This is a genomic window from Pseudomonas sp. RA_15y_Pfl1_P11, from assembly GCF_963970975.1.
Taxonomy (GTDB): domain Bacteria; phylum Pseudomonadota; class Gammaproteobacteria; order Pseudomonadales; family Pseudomonadaceae; genus Aquipseudomonas; species Aquipseudomonas tritici.
Window position 1 is genome coordinate 16429 of the sequence record NZ_CAXAOY010000031.1, and the last position, 19282, is coordinate 35710.

The window sequence follows — 19282 nt, forward strand, 5'->3', positions numbered from 1 at the left end:
GAAATGCGATCAATGTGGGAGCTGATGGCGTTTGCCGAAGCGCTGGCAAACGCGCGCTGGCAAGGCTTAGAGCTGGCGCCCATCAATCGGCTGACCGATAGTGAGGAAATGCCCGCCCGCCACATGGTGCAACGTGCGCAGTTCATCATGCCCTTCGAAGTGCCACCGGCCGCCGCTGAACACGCGGTCGTCAGCATAGGCCGCGACGACTTCACCCAGGAAAAGATCGTAAGTCTGCTGGTTGCGAGGCTCAGGCAGCAGGCGGCATTCCAGCCACACCACGCAGCCTTCCAGCAGCGGCGCTTCGGTGTGTTCACCCTTGAACGCTTGCAAACCGTAAGCTGCAAACTTGTCAGTCTCGGAGCCGGTAGTGTTGCCGACCGTCTGCACGAGATCCGCCTGAGCCGCGCAAGGCACCTGAAGCACAAAGGTGCCGGCGCCTTCCAGCAGTTGGCGGGTCCATGTTGCCTTGTCCAACACCACGGCGACTGTCGGCGGTTCAAAATTCAACGGCATCGCCCAAGGCGCCGCGCCATCCGAGCTTTGGTGTGTCGTTGCTGATCATTCTGTTGCCGGTGATCCTGACGCTGGGCAGCACCTTGACCAAGGTCGCCCTGCCGGCCGAAAGCACCGTCGGCCTGACCCTGAAATGCCTCGATGAACCGCTGATCGCCGCCGTGATCTGCATGGGAAGGGCCGCTGGCATGCCGCGTGCCGATAAGGGCGGGGTTGGCGGCGACGCAAAGCTCGTTGGTGGCGCTGGCGATTGTGTCTGTCGTCGGCTTGGCGGGTACGCTGCTGTTCTGGCACTTATTGACCTGATATCTAGGCGGCCAAGGTGTGGCGCCTACCAAACAGCGCCACACTCACCACCCCCACCGCGCCCATCACCACGCAGTAAACCACGCAAATCCACGGGCTGGTCGGCATCAACGCAATCAGCAATAACGGCGTGGTACTCGCCCACAGCGCATAAGCAATGTTGTAGGTAAAGGAAATCCCCGACACTCGCACCGGCGCCGGGAACAACCCGACCATCACCGATGGCACCGCGCCCACCACGCCACAACTCAGGCCCGCCACGGCATAGGCCGCGCCCAGCCAGGTGCCGCCGCTGATCAGGCTTGCGTACAGAACCGCAACCCCCACTGGCAGCAACAGGCTGTAGACCAGCACTGCACGCCAGGCGCCGATGCGGTCTACGAGCAAGCCAGCCAATACACAGCCGATGTTCAAGAACACGATGCCCAAGGCACTCAAGGCGAAGGTGTGGCTGGGGCTCATGCCGAAGGTTTTTTGCATCATGGTTGGGGTGATGACCACGAGGACGACCACGGCTGAGGTCAGGACGCAGGTGAGGATCATCGCCGGCAGCAACACGGCGCGGTGGTCGCGCAATACAGTGCGCAGCGGCATCTCGGCGGCGGCCTGGCGGCGAGCCTGCATTTCGAGGAACACTGGGGTTTCGCTGAGCCAGCGGCGCAGCCATACGCCGATCACACCGAATACCCCGCCGAGCAGGAACGGGAAGCGCCAGGCGTAATCGAGGATTTCAGCCGGGGTGAAAACTTGCGCCAGCAATGTGGCAGTGAGTGCGCCAAGCAGGTAGCCGAAGGTCAGGCCGGCCTGCAGGAAACCCAGGGCGTAGCCACGATGATGGGGCGGCGCGTGTTCGGCAACGAAGGTCCAGGCGCTAGGGACTTCCCCGCCCACCGCGGCGCCTTGCAACACGCGCAGCGCCAGCAGGATCAAGGGTGCGAAATAGCCGATTTGCGCGTAGGTCGGCATGATCCCGATCAACAGGCAAGGCAAGGCCATCATCAGGATGCTCAGGCTGAACACGCGCTTGCGTCCCAGGTGATCGGCGAAATGGGCCATCAGGATGCCGCCCAACGGTCGCGCAAGGTAACCCGTGACGAAGATGCCGAAGCTTTGCAGCAGGCGCAGCCACTCGGGCATTTCCGGGGGGAAGAACAGTTGGCTCAAGGTCAGCGCAAAAAACACGAAGATGATGAAGTCGTAGATTTCCAGGGCACCGCCCAGGGCGGCCAGGCCCAGGGTTTTGTAGTCGGAGCGGGAAAAACGCTGCGCCTGTGAAGAAAAGGTAGCAGTCATATGAAGGCTCGGCAGACAAACAAAATGGCGTGCAGGTTATGAGCTGAGTCCAATGATGGCAATCACGACAGATATATTTGTTTTCCTCATGGATCGATGAAGATAACTGCATTCCCATATCAAAGACCGTAGCGGAACATGCCGGAAAACTGCCTCCCACCTAATAACTACAAGAGGAATGCCCCGTGGCCGATGCTATCGAAGAAAGCCGCTATGCCCGATTTGCCCTGCGCTGTTCCAACTTCGCCGAACGCTGGTTTCCAGACTCCTGGGTGTTTGCCGCCCTCGCCGTGATCATTGTCGCCGTGGCGACCCTGGGCATGGGCGCCGCGCCGACCGACGCGGCCAAAGCCTTTGGTGATGGGTTCTGGAGCCTGATCCCCTTTACGATGCAGATGGCCTTTGTAGTGATCGGAGGTTATGTAGTGGCCAGCTCGCCGCCTGCGGTAAAGCTGATCGACCGCCTGGCGCGTTTCCCCAAGAACGGTCGCTCGGCCGTGGCCTGGGTGGCGTTGATCTCGATGGTCGCCTCGTTGTTGAACTGGGGCTTGTCTCTGGTGTTTGCTGGGTTGCTGGTGCGGGCGTTGGCGCGTCGTACCGATTTGCGCATGGATTATCGCGCGGCCGGTGCCGCGGCCTACTTGGGGCTCGGTGCCGTGTGGGCGTTGGGGCTGTCGTCGTCGGCCGCGCAGTTGCAGGCCAACCCGGCGAGCCTACCGCCGTCGATTCTGTCGATTACCGGGATGATCCCGTTTACGGACACCATCTTCCTGTGGCAATCGGGCGTGCTGTTGCTGGCGCTGATCGTGGTGTCGCTGATCATCGCCTACGCCACTGCGCCCGGTCCGAACAGCGCGCGCGATGCCAAGGCCTGCGGCGTCGACCCGGCGTTCAACCTGCCCAAGCTACAAGCACCGACCCGACCGGGCGAATGGCTGGAACACAGCCCATTGCTGACTATCCTGCTGGCGTTGCTGGCGGCCGGTTGGCTGTTCCATGAGTTCTCGACCAAGCCGGCGATCAGCGCCATCTCGGGGCTGAACACCTATAACTTCCTGTTCATCATGGTCGGCGCCCTGTTGCACTGGCGCCCGCGCAGCTTCCTCGATGCAGTGGCCCGTGCGGTGCCGACCACCACCGGTGTACTGATCCAGTTCCCGCTGTACGGCTCGATCGCGGCATTGATGACCGTGGTCAAGGGCGGCGACGGCCAGACGCTGGCACACCATATCTCGACCTTCTTCACCTCCATCGCCTCCCATGACACCTACGCGCTGCTGATGGGCGTGTACTCGGCGGTGCTGGGCTTCTTTATCCCGTCAGGCGGTGGCAAGTGGATCATCGAAGCGCCCTATGTGATGCAAGTGGCCAATGACCTGCAGTACCACTTGGGCTGGGCGGTGCAGATTTATAACGCCGCTGAAGCGTTGCCGAACCTGATCAACCCGTTCTACATGCTGCCGCTGCTGGGGGTATTGGGGTTGAAGGCGCGGGATTTGATCGGCTTTTCGTTCGTGCAGTTACTGGTGCATACGCCGCTGGTGTTGTTCCTGTTGTGGGCGTTGGGCACGACGTTGAAGTATTTGCCGCCGGTGATGCCTTAACGACAGCAGTCAGCTTGTCGATTGAAGCCTGTTTCTGATGAATCGCGTGGGGTTGTCTCACCCCACGCGATGGCAATACCTGACTCCTCCCGCCAACCTCTTTGATTAACCTGACTCGGATCCCCACTCACAAAACACCAAGGAAAATCCGATGACGCCCCTATCAAAATCGCTGGAAGCGTTGATCACTGATATTTATAAGGACGACAACGTTTCGGTCACGGAGTACCGCGCTTTGCGAGACGATGCCGACCGGCGCATGGCGACCGTTATCAAGGAGTTTGGCCTGCACAACAACGTCACAGCCTTCCAGAAATCGATCGACGTGGCGATGCAGCTGTTGCAGACCACGGTTATCGATTCGAAAAAGGCCAAGCTGACCGACACGGGCGAGGCCATCGTCAAAGATGCGCTGACGGCACAGATGGAGTACTTGCGTGCCGGCAGCCAGTTGGCGCTGCGCCTGTTGTGAGCCTCTGACTCAATAACTGTCTTCTTTCCGTCATATTGCATTGCTACCGTCCTGGCGAAACATTTTGCAACAACTCGCCAGGGATTCCCCGCTATGAGTGACGATCACGAAGACCGCTCTTCCCCCGGTTCCGTAGCCCAACCGCCAGTAGACACCAGCCGCCGGCGCTTCCTGGGGGGGGCGGCGGTGTTGGGGGTTGGCGCCACCTTGAGTGCCTGCGGCAACACCAGCGAAGCGCCAGGCAAACCGGTGACGCGGCCGCTCACGCCGCAGGCGCTCGACAAAGCGCTGCGTGACCAGGTGAAAACCGTGGTGGTCATCTACGCAGAGAATCGCAGCTTCAACAATTTATTTGCCGATTTCCCCGGGGTGGAGAAACCGCTGTCGGCACTTTCTGCCGCCGACACACAACAACGCGACCGCGACGCCAGCGTACTGAGCACTCTGCCCCCGGTATGGGGCGGCGTATTGCAAGTCGGCCCGCAGACTGTGGACGGGGTGACGTACCCCAGCGAAGTGCAATTCCAGGAAAACCTGCCTAACGCGCCATTTGCCCTCAAGGGCCCCAACGCTGAAGACTTGCCCTTGAGCCTGGTCACCCGCGACTTGTGGCATGTGTTCTATCAAAACCAGATGCAGATCAACGGCGGCAAGAACGATAACTTCGTCGCCTGGGCGGACTCCGGCGGGCTGGTGATGGGCCATTACGCCCAGAGCCGTTATTCGCTGCGCCTGTGGGACGTGGCCAAGGAGTTTGTGCTCTGCGATAACTTCTTCCAGGGGGCTTTCGGTGGCTCGTTCCTCAACCACCAGTACCTGATCAGCGCCACGGCGCCGTTTTACCCGAATGCTGCTCAATCGGTAGCCAAGGCGCAGATCGCCACGCTGCAAAGTGAAGATCCCACCGACCCGCGCCTCAAGCCGCTGGACAAGTCCCCGGCCAGCGCCATGACTGGCCCCCCGCAGTTCGGCCCCAGCGCCCTGACCCCGGATGGCTACGGCGTGAACACCCTGGCACCGCCCTACTGGCCGACCTGGATTCGCGACCCGGAAAATCCGGATTACTCCAAGCCCGACCTGCCCAACGTACTGGTGCCGCAAACCCACGAACACATCGGCGACAAGCTGTCGAAAAAGAACGTCGACTGGGCGTGGTACGCCGGCGCGTGGCAAGCGACGTTGGACCAGTTCAGGGATTCGGGCGGGATTCCGAAGATTCCGAACTTCCAGTATCACCACCAGCCGTTCAACTACTTCAAAAAACAAGGCCCCGAGAACCGCGCCGAACGTGATAAACGCCTGCGCGACGGTGGCTTGGGTGATGAGGCGAGCACCAACAAGTTCTTCGCCGACGCCCAAGCCGGCAAGCTGCCCGCCGTGACCTTCTACAAGCCTCAGGGCAACCTGAACATGCACGCGGGCTATGCCGACGTGGCCTCGGGCGACCGCCACATCGTCCGCGCCTTGAAAGTCCTGCAAGACAGCCCGCAGTGGAAAAATATGGTGGTGGTGGTGACCGTCGACGAAAACGGCGGCTGGTGGGACCACGTGGCTCCGCCCAAGGGCGACCGCTGGGGCCCTGGGACGCGGGTTCCGGCGCTCGTGGTGTCACCGTTCGCGCGCAAAGGCACGGTGGACCATACGGTGTACGACACGGCATCGATCCTGCGGTTGATCACCCGAGTGTTCCAGCTGGAGACCCTGGACGGCCTGAAGCAACGTGATGACGCGATGATCGCCCGCGGCCAACAGCCGATGGGCGACTTGAGTAACGCGTTGCAACTCAACCTGTAGGTTTTCGTATCCAATAACGACACACCTGGTGATTTAGCACGCGGTTTTCCTGGTCAGCCGCTACTGTGTGGAGGTGGGCTTTCATCCCGCGCAGACGGGCTTTCGCTGACAAGGAAACAACCATGTTTAAACAGACCAGGCTGTCCTTCACCCTGGCCGCACTGATGGCGAGTGCGGTCGTACAGGCCGACATCGAGGTGCCGCTGGGGAGCACGCAGCGTGTAACCCAACTGTTCGCCTACCCGAATAACTGCAATGTGATCTGTTTTCGGCCATGGACGCTGGAGCAGACCGCCGAGCATTATCTGAGCCAGAGCCTGCAACGGGATGGGTACAGCCGCGCGAAAGTCAGCGTCAAGACCCATGACGGGCAGGTAGCAGCGACGTTCAGTGGCGTCCCTGACAGTTATGGCCTCCCCCTGACCACCCTGCTCAATACCGCCGACCTGGCCTATCAAGGCGCCAGCAAACTCAACAGTGACGGCAAGTGGGCCTACAACTGGTACCTGTTCCTGCCGCTGGGCATGGCCCTGGAAAATCGCAAAAGCATCGAGCTGCTGCACTTCCCGCCGGATTACTCGCTGACTCAAGCCCATGACTATCTGGAATCGGCCACCACTGACCGTTGGGCCGCCCTGCTCGTCGACAATGGCATCCCGGCCACCGAAACACCGGCTTACCAGACCATCATCGACATCGCGCCCATCGCCGCGCCTTCCAACGCCGGCAAGGACCTGGAAGCCGTCTACAGCTACTTCACCGATTACCAGGTGCGCATGGTCCAGGAACTGAGCCTGCCCGCCAAAGGGGCATTGCCGATGGTGGCGTTTGGCGCGCCCGTGCGCAGCTGGATCAAGCAGCAATACGGGCAGACCGTGGGTGTTCTGGGCCTGGCGCAGATCAGCCCGAGGGCGGGCCAGACCGTGTCGGTGCTGGGCGCCAACCATCCGAGTTACATCTGGTATGCCGCAAGCCCTGACACCTACGAGGGCAACGAACAGAAAGCCGACGAGGCCGGCTTGAAGGTGATGGGCCAGGACTTGAGCGCCGCCTGCTGGCAGGCCGGAATGGGGCAGAAACCTGCGAGTGACCCGAATGTGATGCTTAAGGCGTGCATGAACACCTGGCAGGTCACGCGTAAGGAGCAGACGTGTGAGTTGTTTTACAGCTCGGTGCGCAACCTGCCATCGGAGCAGGCAAACGCAAAATGCGCCACGCCCGCCATCAAGGCACAGTTGAAGCAGCTGAAGAACGCTGCCCCACCCCCCGCTACTGCCGCCCCGGCGCTATAAGCTGCACAAAAAACAACCGATTTCTACTGTCAACAATGCCAGTAGAAATCGGCGCCCTGTTCAGCGAGTCTTGAACCGTGTCCATCCGCTGCAAGACTGGTAGTCAGACACCACCTGCAGGTCGATGCAGCCTACCCCAGGAGAGTGATGAAAACTCTGACCATGGATAAGGCTAAAACCGTCGAGAGCGAATGCCTTTACCCCTTCAAGTCACACCTTGAGAAGGGCTACCCCTCTACCGCGCAGTTCGAAGTGGTGCACGCGGCTAATGGCCTGAGCGCAGGGATCAAGGCGCTTGTCGACTTCAATAGCCGCGTGTGCATCGCCAAGATCTCCGGCTACGCCGTGGGCGAGCAACGCCCCTGTACCGTGCAATTGTCGCCGCGCGTCCACCTGTACGACTGCTGGTTCAGCGGGCTGTTTTCACCCTCCTGCGATCCGAACGTATGTATCGACAAGCACTACCTGGAGGTCTGGTCCTTGCGTGAAATCCGTGCGGGTGAGCTGCTGACCATCGATCACGCCGAGACTAGACTTCACCCAACGGACGCAGACGATATTGCGGCGGCAGTTGCTCAAAGCCACTGATGGTCGTGTTCAAACTCTTCCAGCGACCATCCTTGATGCCGTAGATGCAACCATGGATCGACAGGCTCTGCCCACGGTGCCAAGCGTTTTGCACAATGCTGGTGTGACCGACGTTGGCCACTTGCTGGATCACATTCAGCTCGCACATACGGTCCACACGTTCTTCTTCGGTCGGCAACTCGGCCAGCACCTCACGGTTTTCGTAGTAGAGGTCGCGAATGGTGCGCAGCCAGCCGTCGATCAGGCCGAACTGCCGGTCCTGCATCGAAGCGCGCACGCCGCCACAGCCGTAGTGGCCAGTGACGAGGATGTGTTTGACCTTGAGCACGTCAACGGCGTACTGGATCACCGAGAGGCAATTGAGGTCGGTGTGCAGCACTACATTGGCCACGTTGCGGTGCACAAACAGATCACCGGGCAGCATGCCGACGATCTCGTTGGCCGGTACGCGTGCATCGGAGCAGCCGATCCACAGGTATTCCGGAGTTTGCTGGCGGGCGAGCTTGGCGAAGAATTCGGGATCTTCCTGTTTGATCGCGTCCGCCCAGCGTTCATTGTTATCAAGCAGGTCTTGTAGTTCGTTCATCAGGGAAAGCCTCAGGAATGATGCGCAGTTTTGTGACTGACAACCTCGCGTGCGGGTCACGCCTAGCGCAAATTAGCTTGAATCTTTGGGGCGCACAGCCTGTCCACACACTATAAGCCCCACAGTATGAGGATTGGCCATGACTGAATCACGACGTCCCTACGGCGCTACGCAGCCCGAACCGATTGATGATAACGAAGATCGCATGGGTTCGATGCGCGAGCTGGATTTTGACGAGCCCGATCAAACGGCTGAGATTGGCGATAAAATCCCATCTCGCGAGCGCGAGCACCTGATGCCTGACGATCGGGTACGTGAAGCCGGGATGACCGGAGCCTCCACCGACGATCATGAGTCAACCGATGATGACATGAGCCCGCAAACACTGATCCGCGAGGATGGTGCGCGGGATGCTCGAGAGGAAGGTGAGGATAATCCGGCGGATTACGACTTGAGTATCGTGGCCGAGGATGAGATTGGCGGCGGGAATGGGTTGGATGAGGCCGAACTGGCCGACCTTGATCCGGTTGACGGCAATCGCTGAAAAAAACGCGGTTCAACAGGTGGGAGCGGGCTTGCTCGCGAATGCGCAGTGTCAGTCGAACGATATCTTGACTTATACACCGCTTTCGCGAGCAAGCCCGCTCCACATTTGGATTTGTGGTTAATCCACCAAGGTGCAGGCCATGACAACCGCGTCTTCGCGGCCGCCGATGGCAGGGTAGTAATCCCGACGCCGGCCGATCTCGTTGAAACCATAGCGCTCATACAAGCGAAATGCGCCGGTATTACTATCCCGCACTTCCAGGAAGCACTCCCGCGCATTAGCGGCATAGGCGCGGGACATCAAGTGCTCCAACAGCGCCAAGCCCAGGCCACGGCCCTGGTTTTCCGGCTTGACGGTGATATTCAGCAAATGCGCCTCATCAAGGATGATCTGCACCACACCGTGCCCCACCTGCTGCTCACCTTCAAACATCAGCCAGATCTGATACTTGCCCAGCCCATCAAGAAAAATCCCGCGGGTCCAGGGGTGGCTGAACGCTGCGTATTCGATTTTCAGCACGGCGTCGAGGTCGGCCTCGGTCATCGGGCGGAAGGATAAAGCCTCACTCATCGGTTGTTTTCCAGCGCGCCATCAGCCGGCGCATGGCTTGCCAGACATCAGCCTTACGCTGTGGCTCTTCCATTAATAGTTCCAGGCCCGGCAGGGCCCACACCGAACCCAGGCCTTCGACCTGCAGTTCGCGGTACCAGGCTTCGGCGTTGGCTTCACCGGCAAACCGCACGGCGGGCAGGCCGATCAGCCACAGGCACACACAGGGTTCGTCTTCCAGGCGTGCCGACACAAAGCCTTGCACAAAATCCCGCGCCGCTTCCGGCCCCTGGTCCATGGTGCCGCGCACCAGCAACGGCCAGCGCACCGGGTCACCGACGATCTGCGGGCTGTCGGGCAGGCCGGCGGCGCGCAGCATGTCCTTGAGCAGCATGTAAGCCGGATCGCGGGTCTGGAAGCGCTCGCCGGTCGGCAACTCGACCAGCAGCAGGCAACGCCCGGCGCGCAGCAATTGCAGGGCGAAGCGCGGTGGCGGCACCACCGCTGCCTTGGCCACCGGCGAGGCCTCTTCGGCGACCACGGCTTTGACTGCCGGCGATGGGCGCGGCACTTCGATCTTCGCCCGCTCGACCACGGGGCGCATCTCGGGCACAGGCTTGACCACCGCAACCGGCGCGGCTGCCTCCTCGCCCGAAGACTCGAACGCCTCATAGGGCTCAAGCGCCCGCAACAGCTCGGGCCTCGAGGGCGCGGCAAACGGCAGTTCGGTGCGGGGCAGCCAATTGACCACCTGCATGGCGGTCAAGTAAGCGCGACGTCGGGACTCGATAAGCACAGCTCGGCCACTTGTGGATAACTAAAGAGCAGGGATTCTACCGCTGTTCGGTAACAATCGCCCACTGCACACTGACCGGCTGTGGATAAATCCCGCGTCCGATGCAGTACAATCGCGACTTTTAATCGCCAACCAGCCGGCCATTCCCATGATCGAACCCAAGCGCGTCCTGCGCGCCCTCGCCGAACACTGGGCCTTACTTGAGCCACTGTGCGAACACTTCGACCAAGGCACCTTGAGCCTGAGCGAACTGCGCGCGCAACTGGCCGCCCAACAACTGGACAGCACGCCCCAGGACATCACCAGCCTGCTGGACGTGTGGATTCGCCTGGATATCCTGGTGCCTGTCGCCAAGAGCCCGAACCGCTTCGAGCTCAACGCGCAGATCCACGACTTCCTGGCGTATCTTCGCAAGGAGCACCGGCTTGGCCTGTGCCTGGAAATCGAAGCCTACCTGCGCCACCTCGAGCGCCTGGCCGGGTATATCCAGGACGCCTTCGACATCCGTGATGGCCACGACCTCGCCCGCCAACTGCGCCTGCTGGATATGCGCGTGCGCGACGTGCTGAAAAAACTCGCCAACGACGAACAGGCCCTTGCCGCCGTGGCCGACCGCGCCAAGACCAGCGACCGGCAGATCCCGTTGCGCCAGCGTTACGCCGAAGTATTGGCGACCTGGGACGAATACGTCGAACCGATGATCCAACTGGTGAATGCCGACGGCGCCTTTGAACAAGGCGTGCGCAAGGTCGAGAATGTGCTGCTGCGCATGCTCACCGAGCAACAGCGCCTCGGCCACCTGGTAGACGACGACATGCTGTTGCGCACCCACGCGCGCATCCTCGAAATGCAGACCAGCGCCCAACTGACCTTGCGCCATGCCCGCGAACTGCTGCTGCCACTGCGAGAAGAAGCACGCCGGCACAATGCCGTGACCCGTGGCGCGGCGCTGGCCCTGTCAGCGATCCGCCGCAAAGGCCTGGACGCGGTACCGCAAGCAGCGATGCCGATGTTCACCCGGCCGCAAAGCACCTTCCTCGGCAGTGCCAGCCAAGTGGAAGCTTATGTGTATGCCCTGGCGAATTTCGAGCCGAAACCGGCGCGGTTTCCCAAGGCGCACAAATCCCACAAGGGCGACGCCCAGCGCGCACCGCGTACGGTCAAGGAAATGCTCGAGCGCTGCGAAGACGCGCTGCCGATGCCAGACTTGATGAACTGGCTGCTGGAGCAGGAACCCGACGGCGCGACCGACGAGTTGCTGTACTGGTTCTCGCGCCTCTCGCGTGAGAAACGTTTCAAGCGCGAGCGCCTGGAACGCCGCGATTACCACACACACGAGCACCAGGTCAGCCTGCGCTCATTCGCCCTGCTCCCGACCGGCACCGACGCCGCCGAGCATCCTGCGAGTACCGCTTATGTAAGGACTTCGCATGCAACTTGATCTATCCGAACTGTCCCAGCTGGCGCCGATCTTTCGCGAGCTGTTCAAGGGTTACCACGTCAGCCGTCGCGACCCGGAGCTGTACGCGCAACTGTCGAACTTCCAGGACCAGTACCGCACGCTGTTCAAGGCCCTGGGCTTTGAACTGGTGTGCGATACGCGAGGCTTCTACTACTTCGTGCCGGACACCGCCGTGGCTGCCGCGCAGGTAAACAAGACCGCGCAGCGCCTGGCGTTGTTCACCTTTATCATCGTCGAGCACCTGGCCGATCAGGGCCGCGACCCGATTGCCGTACTGGATGGCGGCAGCCTGGGCCGCGATGAGCTGCCGTCGTTGCTGGAGAAGTACCGCGACCTGTTTATCCAGGCCGAAGTGCAGACCCAGGAAGAGCTCGAAGAAAAAATCATGCGCCGCATGACCCAGCTGGGTTTTGCCAGCGAAGACAACGGCATTTACCGCTTCCTGCCGCCGATGCACCGTTTCCTGGATGTGTGCCTGTCGGTGCAGCAGGACCGCGACCTCGCTGCCAGCGTGCACAGCGTGTTGCCACTGCCGGCACCGGTGATCATCGACGAAGACAGCGATGAAAAACTGCTGACGACCGATGACCCGCTGGACCTGAGTGACTTTTGCGACGAAAGCGAAGAAGACGCCCTGGCCCGCGCCATTGCCGAAGAACAGGAGACCGACGCATGAGTAAGGAACGCTACGGCATCCGCCGCTTCGCCCTATTGAACACCGCCGGTTACAGCCTGGGTGTGTTCCCGCTGGAAGAACCGCTGTCGGTTTACGGCGCAAACAACCTGGGTAAATCCGCGTCGATCAACGCCTTGCAGTTCCCGATCCTGGCACGCATGTCGGACATGAGTTTCGGCAAGTACACCCTGGAACAATCGCGGCGCTTCTACTTCGCTACCGACACCAGCTACATCCTCGTGGAAGTCTCCCTGCCCCACGGCCCGCATGTAATCGGCGTGGTCGGGCGCGGCCCAGGCGGTGGTTTCGGGCACCAGTTCTTTGCCTATGCCGGCAAGCTGGACCTGGCCCACTACCAGAAGAATGACACCTGCCTGCGTCAGAAAGAGCTGTTCACCAACCTTGAACGCGAAGGCCTCAAAGCCTACGAACTGAAGCCAGATGAGCTGCGTCGTTTGTTGGTGGGTGGCCATACGTCGATCCCACTGGACCTGACGCTGATTCCGCTGCGCTCTACCAGCGAACAGAGCCTCAAGACGTTCCGCGCGCTGTTTATCAACCTGCTGCACATGCGCGAAATCACCGCAGCCAAGCTCAAGCAATTGTTCCTGGATGCCTTCGAACACAGCCTGCGTTCCGGCAGTGTTGATTACATCGCGGCGTGCGAAGAAGCCTTCCGTGACGTGCGACGCATGGAACAGGACTACAACGCGCTGGTTGCTGCCGGGCCATTGGTTGAAGCACTGGCCAATGGCGTACGGTTGCGTGACGTATTGCGCGGCAAGTTGCATCGCCTGTCGCCATTGCTGGATTCGTTGCTGGGCACTTGGTCCGATTACGCCAGTGCACGCAAGGAAGAGCTGACGATCCAGGCCGAGCATTACCGTAACGAGCAGGATGCCCTGCAGAACGACCAGCGCGGTGGCACCCAGGAGTTGATGCGACTGGAGCGTGAGATCAGCAGTATTCAGCGTTGGCTGGGAGAGCTGTCGGTGCTCAAGCATCGCTTTGCGTTGGTCGATGACGTCAAGGTGCTGGAGCAGCAACTGCTGGCGGCCAAGGATGCTCACGATGAGTTGGCGGGTGCCTTGGCGCAATCCCGACAGTTCAGCGCCGAGGACCTGGACGAGCGTCTGCGCGACTTGGAGAAACGCTTGAAGTCGGTCAAGCAGCAGTTGGATCACGCAGACAACAACAGCTACGCCAAGCTGCGCGAAGAATTCTCACAGCCAGATGTCGAGCGTCTGATGCGACTGTTCAACAGTTCGTTGTTCAGCCTGCCGTTGGGCGCACATGGCATTACGCTGGACGAGGAAGGCCTGTGGGTTAAATCCCTGGAGCAGATCCTCGATGGTTTCAAAGGCGAGCGTTTTGAAGTGCCAGGGCTGTCCATCGACATCTCTCACATTGAACCGCCGGCATTGCAGGCCTTGGCGGATCGCGCGGCGTTGCGCGACCAGAAAGAGCGTCTGGAAAAAGAACTCAAGCAGCTGAAAACCCAGCAGGCTGTGGCGTCTGACCGCGCGGCGAGCAAAACCCAGACTGAAGCGCTGTACCAGCAGGTACTTGATGCGCAGAAAGCGCTGGAAGACTTCCGTCGCGCGCAGACCCTGAGCGCAGAAGAAGGCGAGAAACTGGAAAACCTCGCGCAGATGGAAGCGGCGCAGGATGAGTTGAAGCGTTCCAGTGATGCGTTTACCGAGCGCGTCCAGCAGTTGTCGGCCAAGCTGCAATTGGTCGGCCGTCAGATCGGCGACATGGAAGCCAAGCAGCGCACGCTGGATGACGCCTTGCGCCGTCGTCAGTTGCTGCCGGCGGACTTGCCGTTCGGTACGCCCTTCATGGACCCAGTCGACGATTCAATGGACAACCTGCTGCCGCTGCTTAATGACTATCAGGACAGCTGGCAAGGTTTGTTGCGCGCCGATGGCCAGATCGAAGCGCTGTATGCGCAGGTGCGCCTCAAGGGCGTGGCCAAGTTCGACAGCGAGGACGACGTTGAGCGTCGCCTGCAACTGCTGATCAACGCTTATGCACACCGTACCGATGAAGCCCTGACGCTGGGCAAGGCGCGCCGTGCAGCCGTCACCGATATCGCCCGGACCCTGCGCAATATCCGCAGCGACTACGACAGCCTTGAGCACCAGTTGGCGTTGTTCAACCGCGAGATCAACAAGCGCCAGGTGTCCAACCTGCAAAGCTTCCGCATCGTGCTGGCGCCGAACAAGGAAGCGCTCAAGCATATCGACCAGATCATCCACAGTGCCGGTCAGTATGAAGAAGGCGAGACGCTGTCGGTGTTCGACTTGAGCCAGAGCGCCGAGCAGGACAACAAGAACGAAGAAGCCAAGGAGTACCTCGCGCGCCTAGTGGCTGCCAACCATAACCAGTTGGGCCTCAAGGATTTGTTCGAGCTGGCGTTCGAGATCACCAAGGTAAACGGTCAGCCGGTGATTCATACCGATATCGATGGTGCGGCGTCCAACGGCACCACCATGACCATCAAGGCACTGACCAACATGTACTTGTTGCTGCACTTGATGGACCGCGACCAGGCCGGGCGTGTGCGTTTGCCGTACTACCTCGACGAGGCAGCGGACATCGATGAGAAGAACCAGGCCGCATTGCTGGAGACGAGCTTGCAGTTGGGCTTCGTGCCTATTTTGGCCAGTGTGAAGCCGCAGGTATCCGCCCAGGTGGCGATCGACCTGGAAGGCGGTAGCGGGCCGAACGGGATCTATATCGATGAGGCGGATTGGAAGTACATCCGTCGTCACGATGTGGTGAAGGCGACGTTGAACGTGCAGGCGGATGAGCCGGAGTTGGACGAGGTCTGACTTGAATAGCTGAAACGCAAAAGGCCGCGATCTTATGGATCGCGGCCTTTTTTGTGGGCTGGGGTTGTGCGTCGAATGAAAGGGCCTCGGTTACTTGCCGAGTGGAATTTTGGGCGCCCAGGTCAGCCACTCATCTTCAAACTTGTCGAACAGCGGGAAGGTTTGCTGTGGCCGCGCCGCGTTGCCCATGCGTTCGCCGTCTGGCGTGGCAAAGGCGATACCGCCAGCGATCAAGGTCTCCAGCGATTCAGTACGTACGGAGGCACCTTTGAACAGACCGAAGTCGAAGCCGAAGCCGCTGGTGTTCCAGAAACGACTGCCGCTGCGCACGAGGGCGGCGTACTTGGGCTCAATCAGGATATGGATGAGGACACGGTCGGCGGTCTGGCCCAGCTCATAGCCGGTGACTTTGCCCACGGTGACTTCGCGATAGGTGACCGGCACGCCTTCCTTCAGCGAACCACGGCGGGCGGCGCTGAGTGTCAGCCTCAGGCCTTCTTCCTTATGAGCAGCCTCAGGCGGCTGTTCTAGGGCGACGAAGCTCTTTTGTGGCCCGCCATTTCTGGCTGCCGGTTGCACTTCGATGTATTGCCCAGTGACCAGGGTTTCCAGGTTAGAGGTTTTCATCAGGCCCAACTCAGGCTTGACCACCCAGAACTGACTGCCAACCCGTGCGATGCGGTCCGCTACCTGAGTGATACGCGCGCTGAGCAACACCGACTGCATGTCGGCGCTGAGGTCAATGCTTTCAATCTTGCCCACATCCAGGCCCTTGAAACGCACCGGCGTGCCAGGCCGCATGCCGTCGGCGCGGTCAACTTTGATGGTCACCAATGTGCCGTGCTGGTTGGCGGCCTCGCGGTCGGCGAACAGGCGGAAACGCGGGATGCGCTTTTTCAACGGCACGTTCGGCTCCGGCGTTTCGAAAGCGATACCGCCGGCCATCAAGCTGGCCAAGGATTCACTTTTCACCTGAATGCCTCCCGTAAGGCCGCCCGTGAGGGTGACACCGCTGGCATTCCAGAATCGCGTCGAACCGTTAACCAGGTTTTCGTATTCCTTCTCGATATGAACGCCGATCACGAGTTGTTTTTTCTTGCGCGAAAATTGATAGCTCTGAACCGAACCGACCTTGACCTGCTTGTAAAGGATCGGACTGCCGACATCCAGCGAGCCCAGGGTATCGGTGAGCAGCACCATGTGCAGGCCGGGGGAACGCAGGTCCAGCGGCGGTGCCTTGGCACGGGCCTCATATTCACGCTGCGGCGGGGTGCCTTTGTCACCGGGCCGGATGGCGATGTAGTTACCTTTGACCAACGCCTCAAGCCCGGTGATACCGGCGAGAGAAATGGAAGGTTTGACCACCCAGAACTGGGTGTCCTGGACTAGGTAGTCTTCCGCCAGGGGGTCGAGTGTCAGCTCAGCATTGGCGCTGGACAGATCAGGGTTTATCTTTAAGGTCTTCAGACTGCCAACCTGGATGCCTTTGTACATCACAGGCGTGCGGCCGGCCTGCAGGCCTTCAAAGTCAGAGAACTTGACCTTGACCTTGATACCGGCTGCGGCGGCGTCGAAATCTTCATACAAGCGGAACGGCAGGCTCGGGTCGGTTGGCGGACTGTCCTTGCGGTTCTCTGGCGTAGCGAAGGCGATACCGCCAGCGACAATGCTCGAGAGGGATTCGCTGCGCACCTTCACGCCGGAGAGATTGGCGTCAATGCTGATGCCGCTGGCGTTCCAGAAACGCGTGTGTTTGCGCACCAGGTTGGCGTAGGTCGGCTCGATGTAGACCTTGATCTCAACGGTGCTCTGGTCCTTGGAGAGCAGGTAGCTTTTAACCTGGCCGACCTGGATCTGCTTGTAGAACACAGGGCTGCCACGGTCCAGTGAACCGAGGCGATCGGCCTTGATGGTCAGGTGCAGGCCGGGCTTGGCGTCAGACAAGGGCGGCTCTTCGGAGAGTGCCTTGAATTTGCGTGTGGGCTCACCGTCGCCAGGGCTGGCAGCAATGTAGTTACCCGAGACCAGGGTTTCGAGGCCGGTGATCCCCGCCAAAGTAACGCTTGGCTTGACCAGCCAGAAACGGGTGTTGGTCCTGAGGTATTGCTCGACGTCCTTGTTCATCTCGATGGTGGCAATCACCCCGCGATTGCTGCCTTCGTCGTCAAGGGCCAGGGTTTTGACCTTGCCCACGGGCATGCCTTTGTAGACCACTTCTGTCTTATTGGCCTGGATCCCTTCACCGCTCTCAAAGCGCACCTGAATTTCGAGGCCTTGCTGGGAATAGGCACGCCATCCCAACCAGCCACCGATGATCAGGGCAATCAAAGGCAACACCCAGATAGCCGACCAATTGGAGGCCGGGCGGGTTTTAGCTTTAGGCAAATCACTCATTGTCGTCGTCCGACTCCGTGTTATCCCAAATCAGTCGGGGATCAAAGGTTACTGCGGCGAACATCGTCAAGATCACCACACTGGCGAACGCCGCAGCGCCGAGATTGGCCTCGACACTGGCAAGTCGCCCAAAGTTTACGACCGCCACCAGAATGGCGATCACGAAGATATCCAGCATGGACCAGCGGCCAATGAACTCGATAAAGCGGTACATCACAATGCGTTGTTGGGCAGACAGCGGCTGGTGGCGCTGCACTGAGAACAGTAGCAGCCCAATGCCCACCAACTTGAATGTGGGCACCAGAATACTGGCGATGAACACGACCGCCGCGATGGGGTACATGCCGTGTTGCATCAACTGAATCACGCCCGCCATGATAGTGCTGGGCTCGCCTTGCCCTAACGAGTTGACGGTCATGATGGGCAGCAGGTTGGCGGGGATATACAGAATCGCCGCCGTGATCAGCAACGCCCAGGTGCGTGTGAGGCTGTTCGGGCGTCGAGCATGAATTAGCGCACCGCAGCGGGTACAGAGCTGCTCGTCGGAGTCAGCGTTTTGTTTATTCAGTTCATGGCATTCGGTACAAATCAGAATGCCCGCATCAATCGCCCGCATGATCGTCCTCTCCTGACAACGCTTGCCAGATCTGGTGGGGCGACATCACCACCTCAAGCAGCACCTGAACCATTAATAGGCTGACAAAGCAGACCAGACCAAGGCCGAGCGTGATGGAGGCCATGTCGGCGAGTTTTACAATCGCCACCAGCACGCCCATCAAGTAGACCTCCAACATCCCCCAATCTTTCATGTGATGGTAGATGCGGTACAACAGCAGCCCATAACTGCGGCCGATATTCCAGCGGACACTGAGCAACACAGCCAGTTGGCAGAGCAATTTGAGCAACGGAATGGCCATGCTGCAAAGAAACACAACGGCGGCGACGCCCTGCATACCGGTATCGAACAGACCGACAACGCCACTCCATACGGTGTCTTCCGAGGACTGCCCGAGTAGATTGAGCTGCATGATGGGCAAAAAGTTCGCAGGGATATACAGCAGCAGCGCGGCCAGTACCAGGGCGAGACTTCGTTCAACGACGTTGTGGCGATGAGCATAAAGCTCATAACCGCACCGTGGGCATTGGGCTTTTTCACCGACGGCAAGCACTGGCTTGCGCATCAGCAAGTCGCACTCATGGCATGCCACCAAGTCGTCCAGTGGTAAATCCGATACCTCAAGGGCATCAACCGGCTCGGGCATAAGTAGGGCTCGGACTCTAAAAAAGGTTAGGTGCCTATTCTAGTGGTCTGGTTCAGAAATAACTGTGCATATTTGTCTGGGGGCTCAGGGTGGCCCGGGCGACAGAGACGGGGCTGTTTACAAGCCAGCGCATTGTCATGAGAGCCCCCAAGCGCGCACCCTGTGTTCTTTCCAACCGCCCAAAACAAAACCCCTGTTTGCGTTAGCAAACAGGGGTTTCGGAATTTAATCTTGACGATGACCTACTCTCACATGGGGAAACCCCACACTACCATCGGCGATGCATCGTTTCACTACTGAGTTCGGGA

The 19282-nt window shown here is 60.0% G+C and carries 16 protein-coding genes, 1 rRNA gene and 2 pseudogenes; 10 read left to right on the forward strand and 9 right to left on the reverse strand.

Annotation, left to right across the window (positions count from 1 at the left end; all coding sequences use genetic code 11):
• Positions 1-66 precede the first annotated feature (66 nt).
• Positions 67-531, reverse strand: a pseudogene (locus AACY44_RS26595) (flavin reductase family protein); the annotation flags it as partial.
• Here AACY44_RS26595 and AACY44_RS26600 point away from each other — a divergent pair.
• Positions 510-725 (forward strand): annotated as a pseudogene (locus AACY44_RS26600) (GntT/GntP/DsdX family permease); the annotation flags it as partial. The pseudogenes AACY44_RS26595 and AACY44_RS26600 sit on opposite strands and share 22 nt — an antisense overlap.
• A gap of 100 nt (positions 726-825) precedes the next feature.
• Here AACY44_RS26600 and AACY44_RS26605 read toward each other — a convergent pair.
• Entirely contained in the window at positions 826-2115 is a 1290-nt protein-coding gene (locus tag AACY44_RS26605; RefSeq protein ID WP_339419682.1) for an MFS transporter, read from the reverse strand.
• Between the two features lie 185 nt (positions 2116-2300).
• Between AACY44_RS26605 and AACY44_RS26610 the strand changes: the two genes are divergently transcribed.
• The 5 genes from AACY44_RS26610 to AACY44_RS26630 all read left to right on the forward strand — a co-directional run bounded on the left by AACY44_RS26610 (position 2301) and on the right by AACY44_RS26630 (position 7865).
• Entirely contained in the window at positions 2301-3719 is a 1419-nt protein-coding gene (locus tag AACY44_RS26610) for a short-chain fatty acid transporter (RefSeq protein ID WP_339427202.1), read from the forward strand.
• 151 nt (positions 3720-3870) lie between these two features.
• Positions 3871-4191 (forward strand): hypothetical protein, encoded by a 321-nt coding sequence (locus tag AACY44_RS26615; RefSeq protein ID WP_339427203.1) that lies wholly within the window; start codon positions 3871-3873, stop codon positions 4189-4191.
• 93 nt (positions 4192-4284) lie between these two features.
• Complete coding sequence (gene acpA / locus AACY44_RS26620; protein ID WP_339531394.1) at positions 4285-5985, forward strand: acid phosphatase; 1701 nt, start codon at positions 4285-4287, stop codon at positions 5983-5985.
• 122 nt (positions 5986-6107) lie between these two features.
• Positions 6108-7277, forward strand: coding sequence for a hypothetical protein (locus tag AACY44_RS26625; protein WP_339531396.1), 1170 nt, complete (start codon positions 6108-6110; stop codon positions 7275-7277).
• 147 nt (positions 7278-7424) lie between these two features.
• Positions 7425-7865: an SET domain-containing protein-lysine N-methyltransferase gene (locus tag AACY44_RS26630; RefSeq protein WP_339493374.1), complete on the forward strand. Its 441-nt coding sequence runs from the start codon at positions 7425-7427 to the stop codon at positions 7863-7865.
• On the opposite strand, the gene can is transcribed toward AACY44_RS26630, so the two are convergent.
• Positions 7807-8451 (reverse strand): carbonate dehydratase, encoded by a 645-nt coding sequence (gene can / locus AACY44_RS26635; protein WP_065879680.1) that lies wholly within the window; start codon positions 8449-8451, stop codon positions 7807-7809. The two genes, AACY44_RS26630 and can, sit on opposite strands and share 59 nt — an antisense overlap.
• A 139-nt stretch (positions 8452-8590) precedes the next feature.
• Between can and AACY44_RS26640 the strand changes: the two genes are divergently transcribed.
• Positions 8591-8995 (forward strand): serine kinase/phosphatase, encoded by a 405-nt coding sequence (locus AACY44_RS26640; protein ID WP_339419690.1) that lies wholly within the window; start codon positions 8591-8593, stop codon positions 8993-8995.
• A 120-nt stretch (positions 8996-9115) separates the two neighbouring features.
• Here the strand turns inward: AACY44_RS26640 and rimI are convergent, their stop codons facing one another.
• The gene (gene rimI / locus AACY44_RS26645; protein ID WP_314568899.1) at positions 9116-9568 is read right to left on the reverse strand and encodes a ribosomal protein S18-alanine N-acetyltransferase; all 453 of its coding nucleotides are present in this window, start codon (positions 9566-9568) and stop codon (positions 9116-9118) included.
• A complete protein-coding gene (locus tag AACY44_RS26650) occupies positions 9561-10304 on the reverse strand; it encodes an energy transducer TonB (protein WP_339419701.1) in 744 nt (247 codons plus the stop codon). The genes rimI and AACY44_RS26650 overlap by 8 nt, the downstream gene beginning before the upstream one ends.
• Before the next feature lie 187 nt (positions 10305-10491).
• On the opposite strand from AACY44_RS26650, the gene mksB reads away from it, so the two are divergent.
• From mksB to mksF, 3 genes are read left to right on the forward strand one after another with little or no spacing between them, the layout of a single operon-like run.
• Positions 10492-11784: an Mks condensin complex protein MksB gene (gene mksB, locus AACY44_RS26655; RefSeq protein WP_339419692.1), complete on the forward strand. Its 1293-nt coding sequence runs from the start codon at positions 10492-10494 to the stop codon at positions 11782-11784.
• The gene (mksE, locus tag AACY44_RS26660) at positions 11774-12481 is read left to right on the forward strand and encodes an Mks condensin complex protein MksE (protein WP_339427205.1); all 708 of its coding nucleotides are present in this window, start codon (positions 11774-11776) and stop codon (positions 12479-12481) included. The genes mksB and mksE overlap by 11 nt, the downstream gene beginning before the upstream one ends.
• A complete protein-coding gene (mksF, locus tag AACY44_RS26665; protein ID WP_339419694.1) occupies positions 12478-15318 on the forward strand; it encodes an Mks condensin complex protein MksF in 2841 nt (946 codons plus the stop codon). Before mksE ends, mksF begins: the two co-directional genes overlap by 4 nt.
• Positions 15319-15408: 90 nt before the next feature.
• Here mksF and AACY44_RS26670 read toward each other — a convergent pair whose 3' ends face one another.
• From AACY44_RS26670 to rrf, 4 genes are all read right to left on the reverse strand, one after another.
• On the reverse strand, positions 15409-17712 hold the full coding sequence (locus tag AACY44_RS26670) for a PqiB family protein (RefSeq protein ID WP_339531398.1): 2304 nt from the start codon (positions 17710-17712) through the stop codon (positions 15409-15411).
• Positions 17705-18328 carry a paraquat-inducible protein A gene (locus tag AACY44_RS26675; protein ID WP_339419697.1) on the reverse strand — a complete coding sequence of 208 codons (624 nt, stop codon included), beginning with the start codon at positions 18326-18328 and terminating at the stop codon, positions 17705-17707. The genes AACY44_RS26670 and AACY44_RS26675 overlap by 8 nt, the downstream gene beginning before the upstream one ends.
• A complete protein-coding gene (locus tag AACY44_RS26680) occupies positions 18315-18974 on the reverse strand; it encodes a paraquat-inducible protein A (RefSeq protein ID WP_339419698.1) in 660 nt (219 codons plus the stop codon). Before AACY44_RS26680 ends, AACY44_RS26675 begins: the two co-directional genes overlap by 14 nt.
• A gap of 229 nt (positions 18975-19203) precedes the next feature.
• Positions 19204-19282: ribosomal RNA gene (gene rrf / locus AACY44_RS27880) — 5S ribosomal RNA — on the reverse strand; the annotation flags it as partial.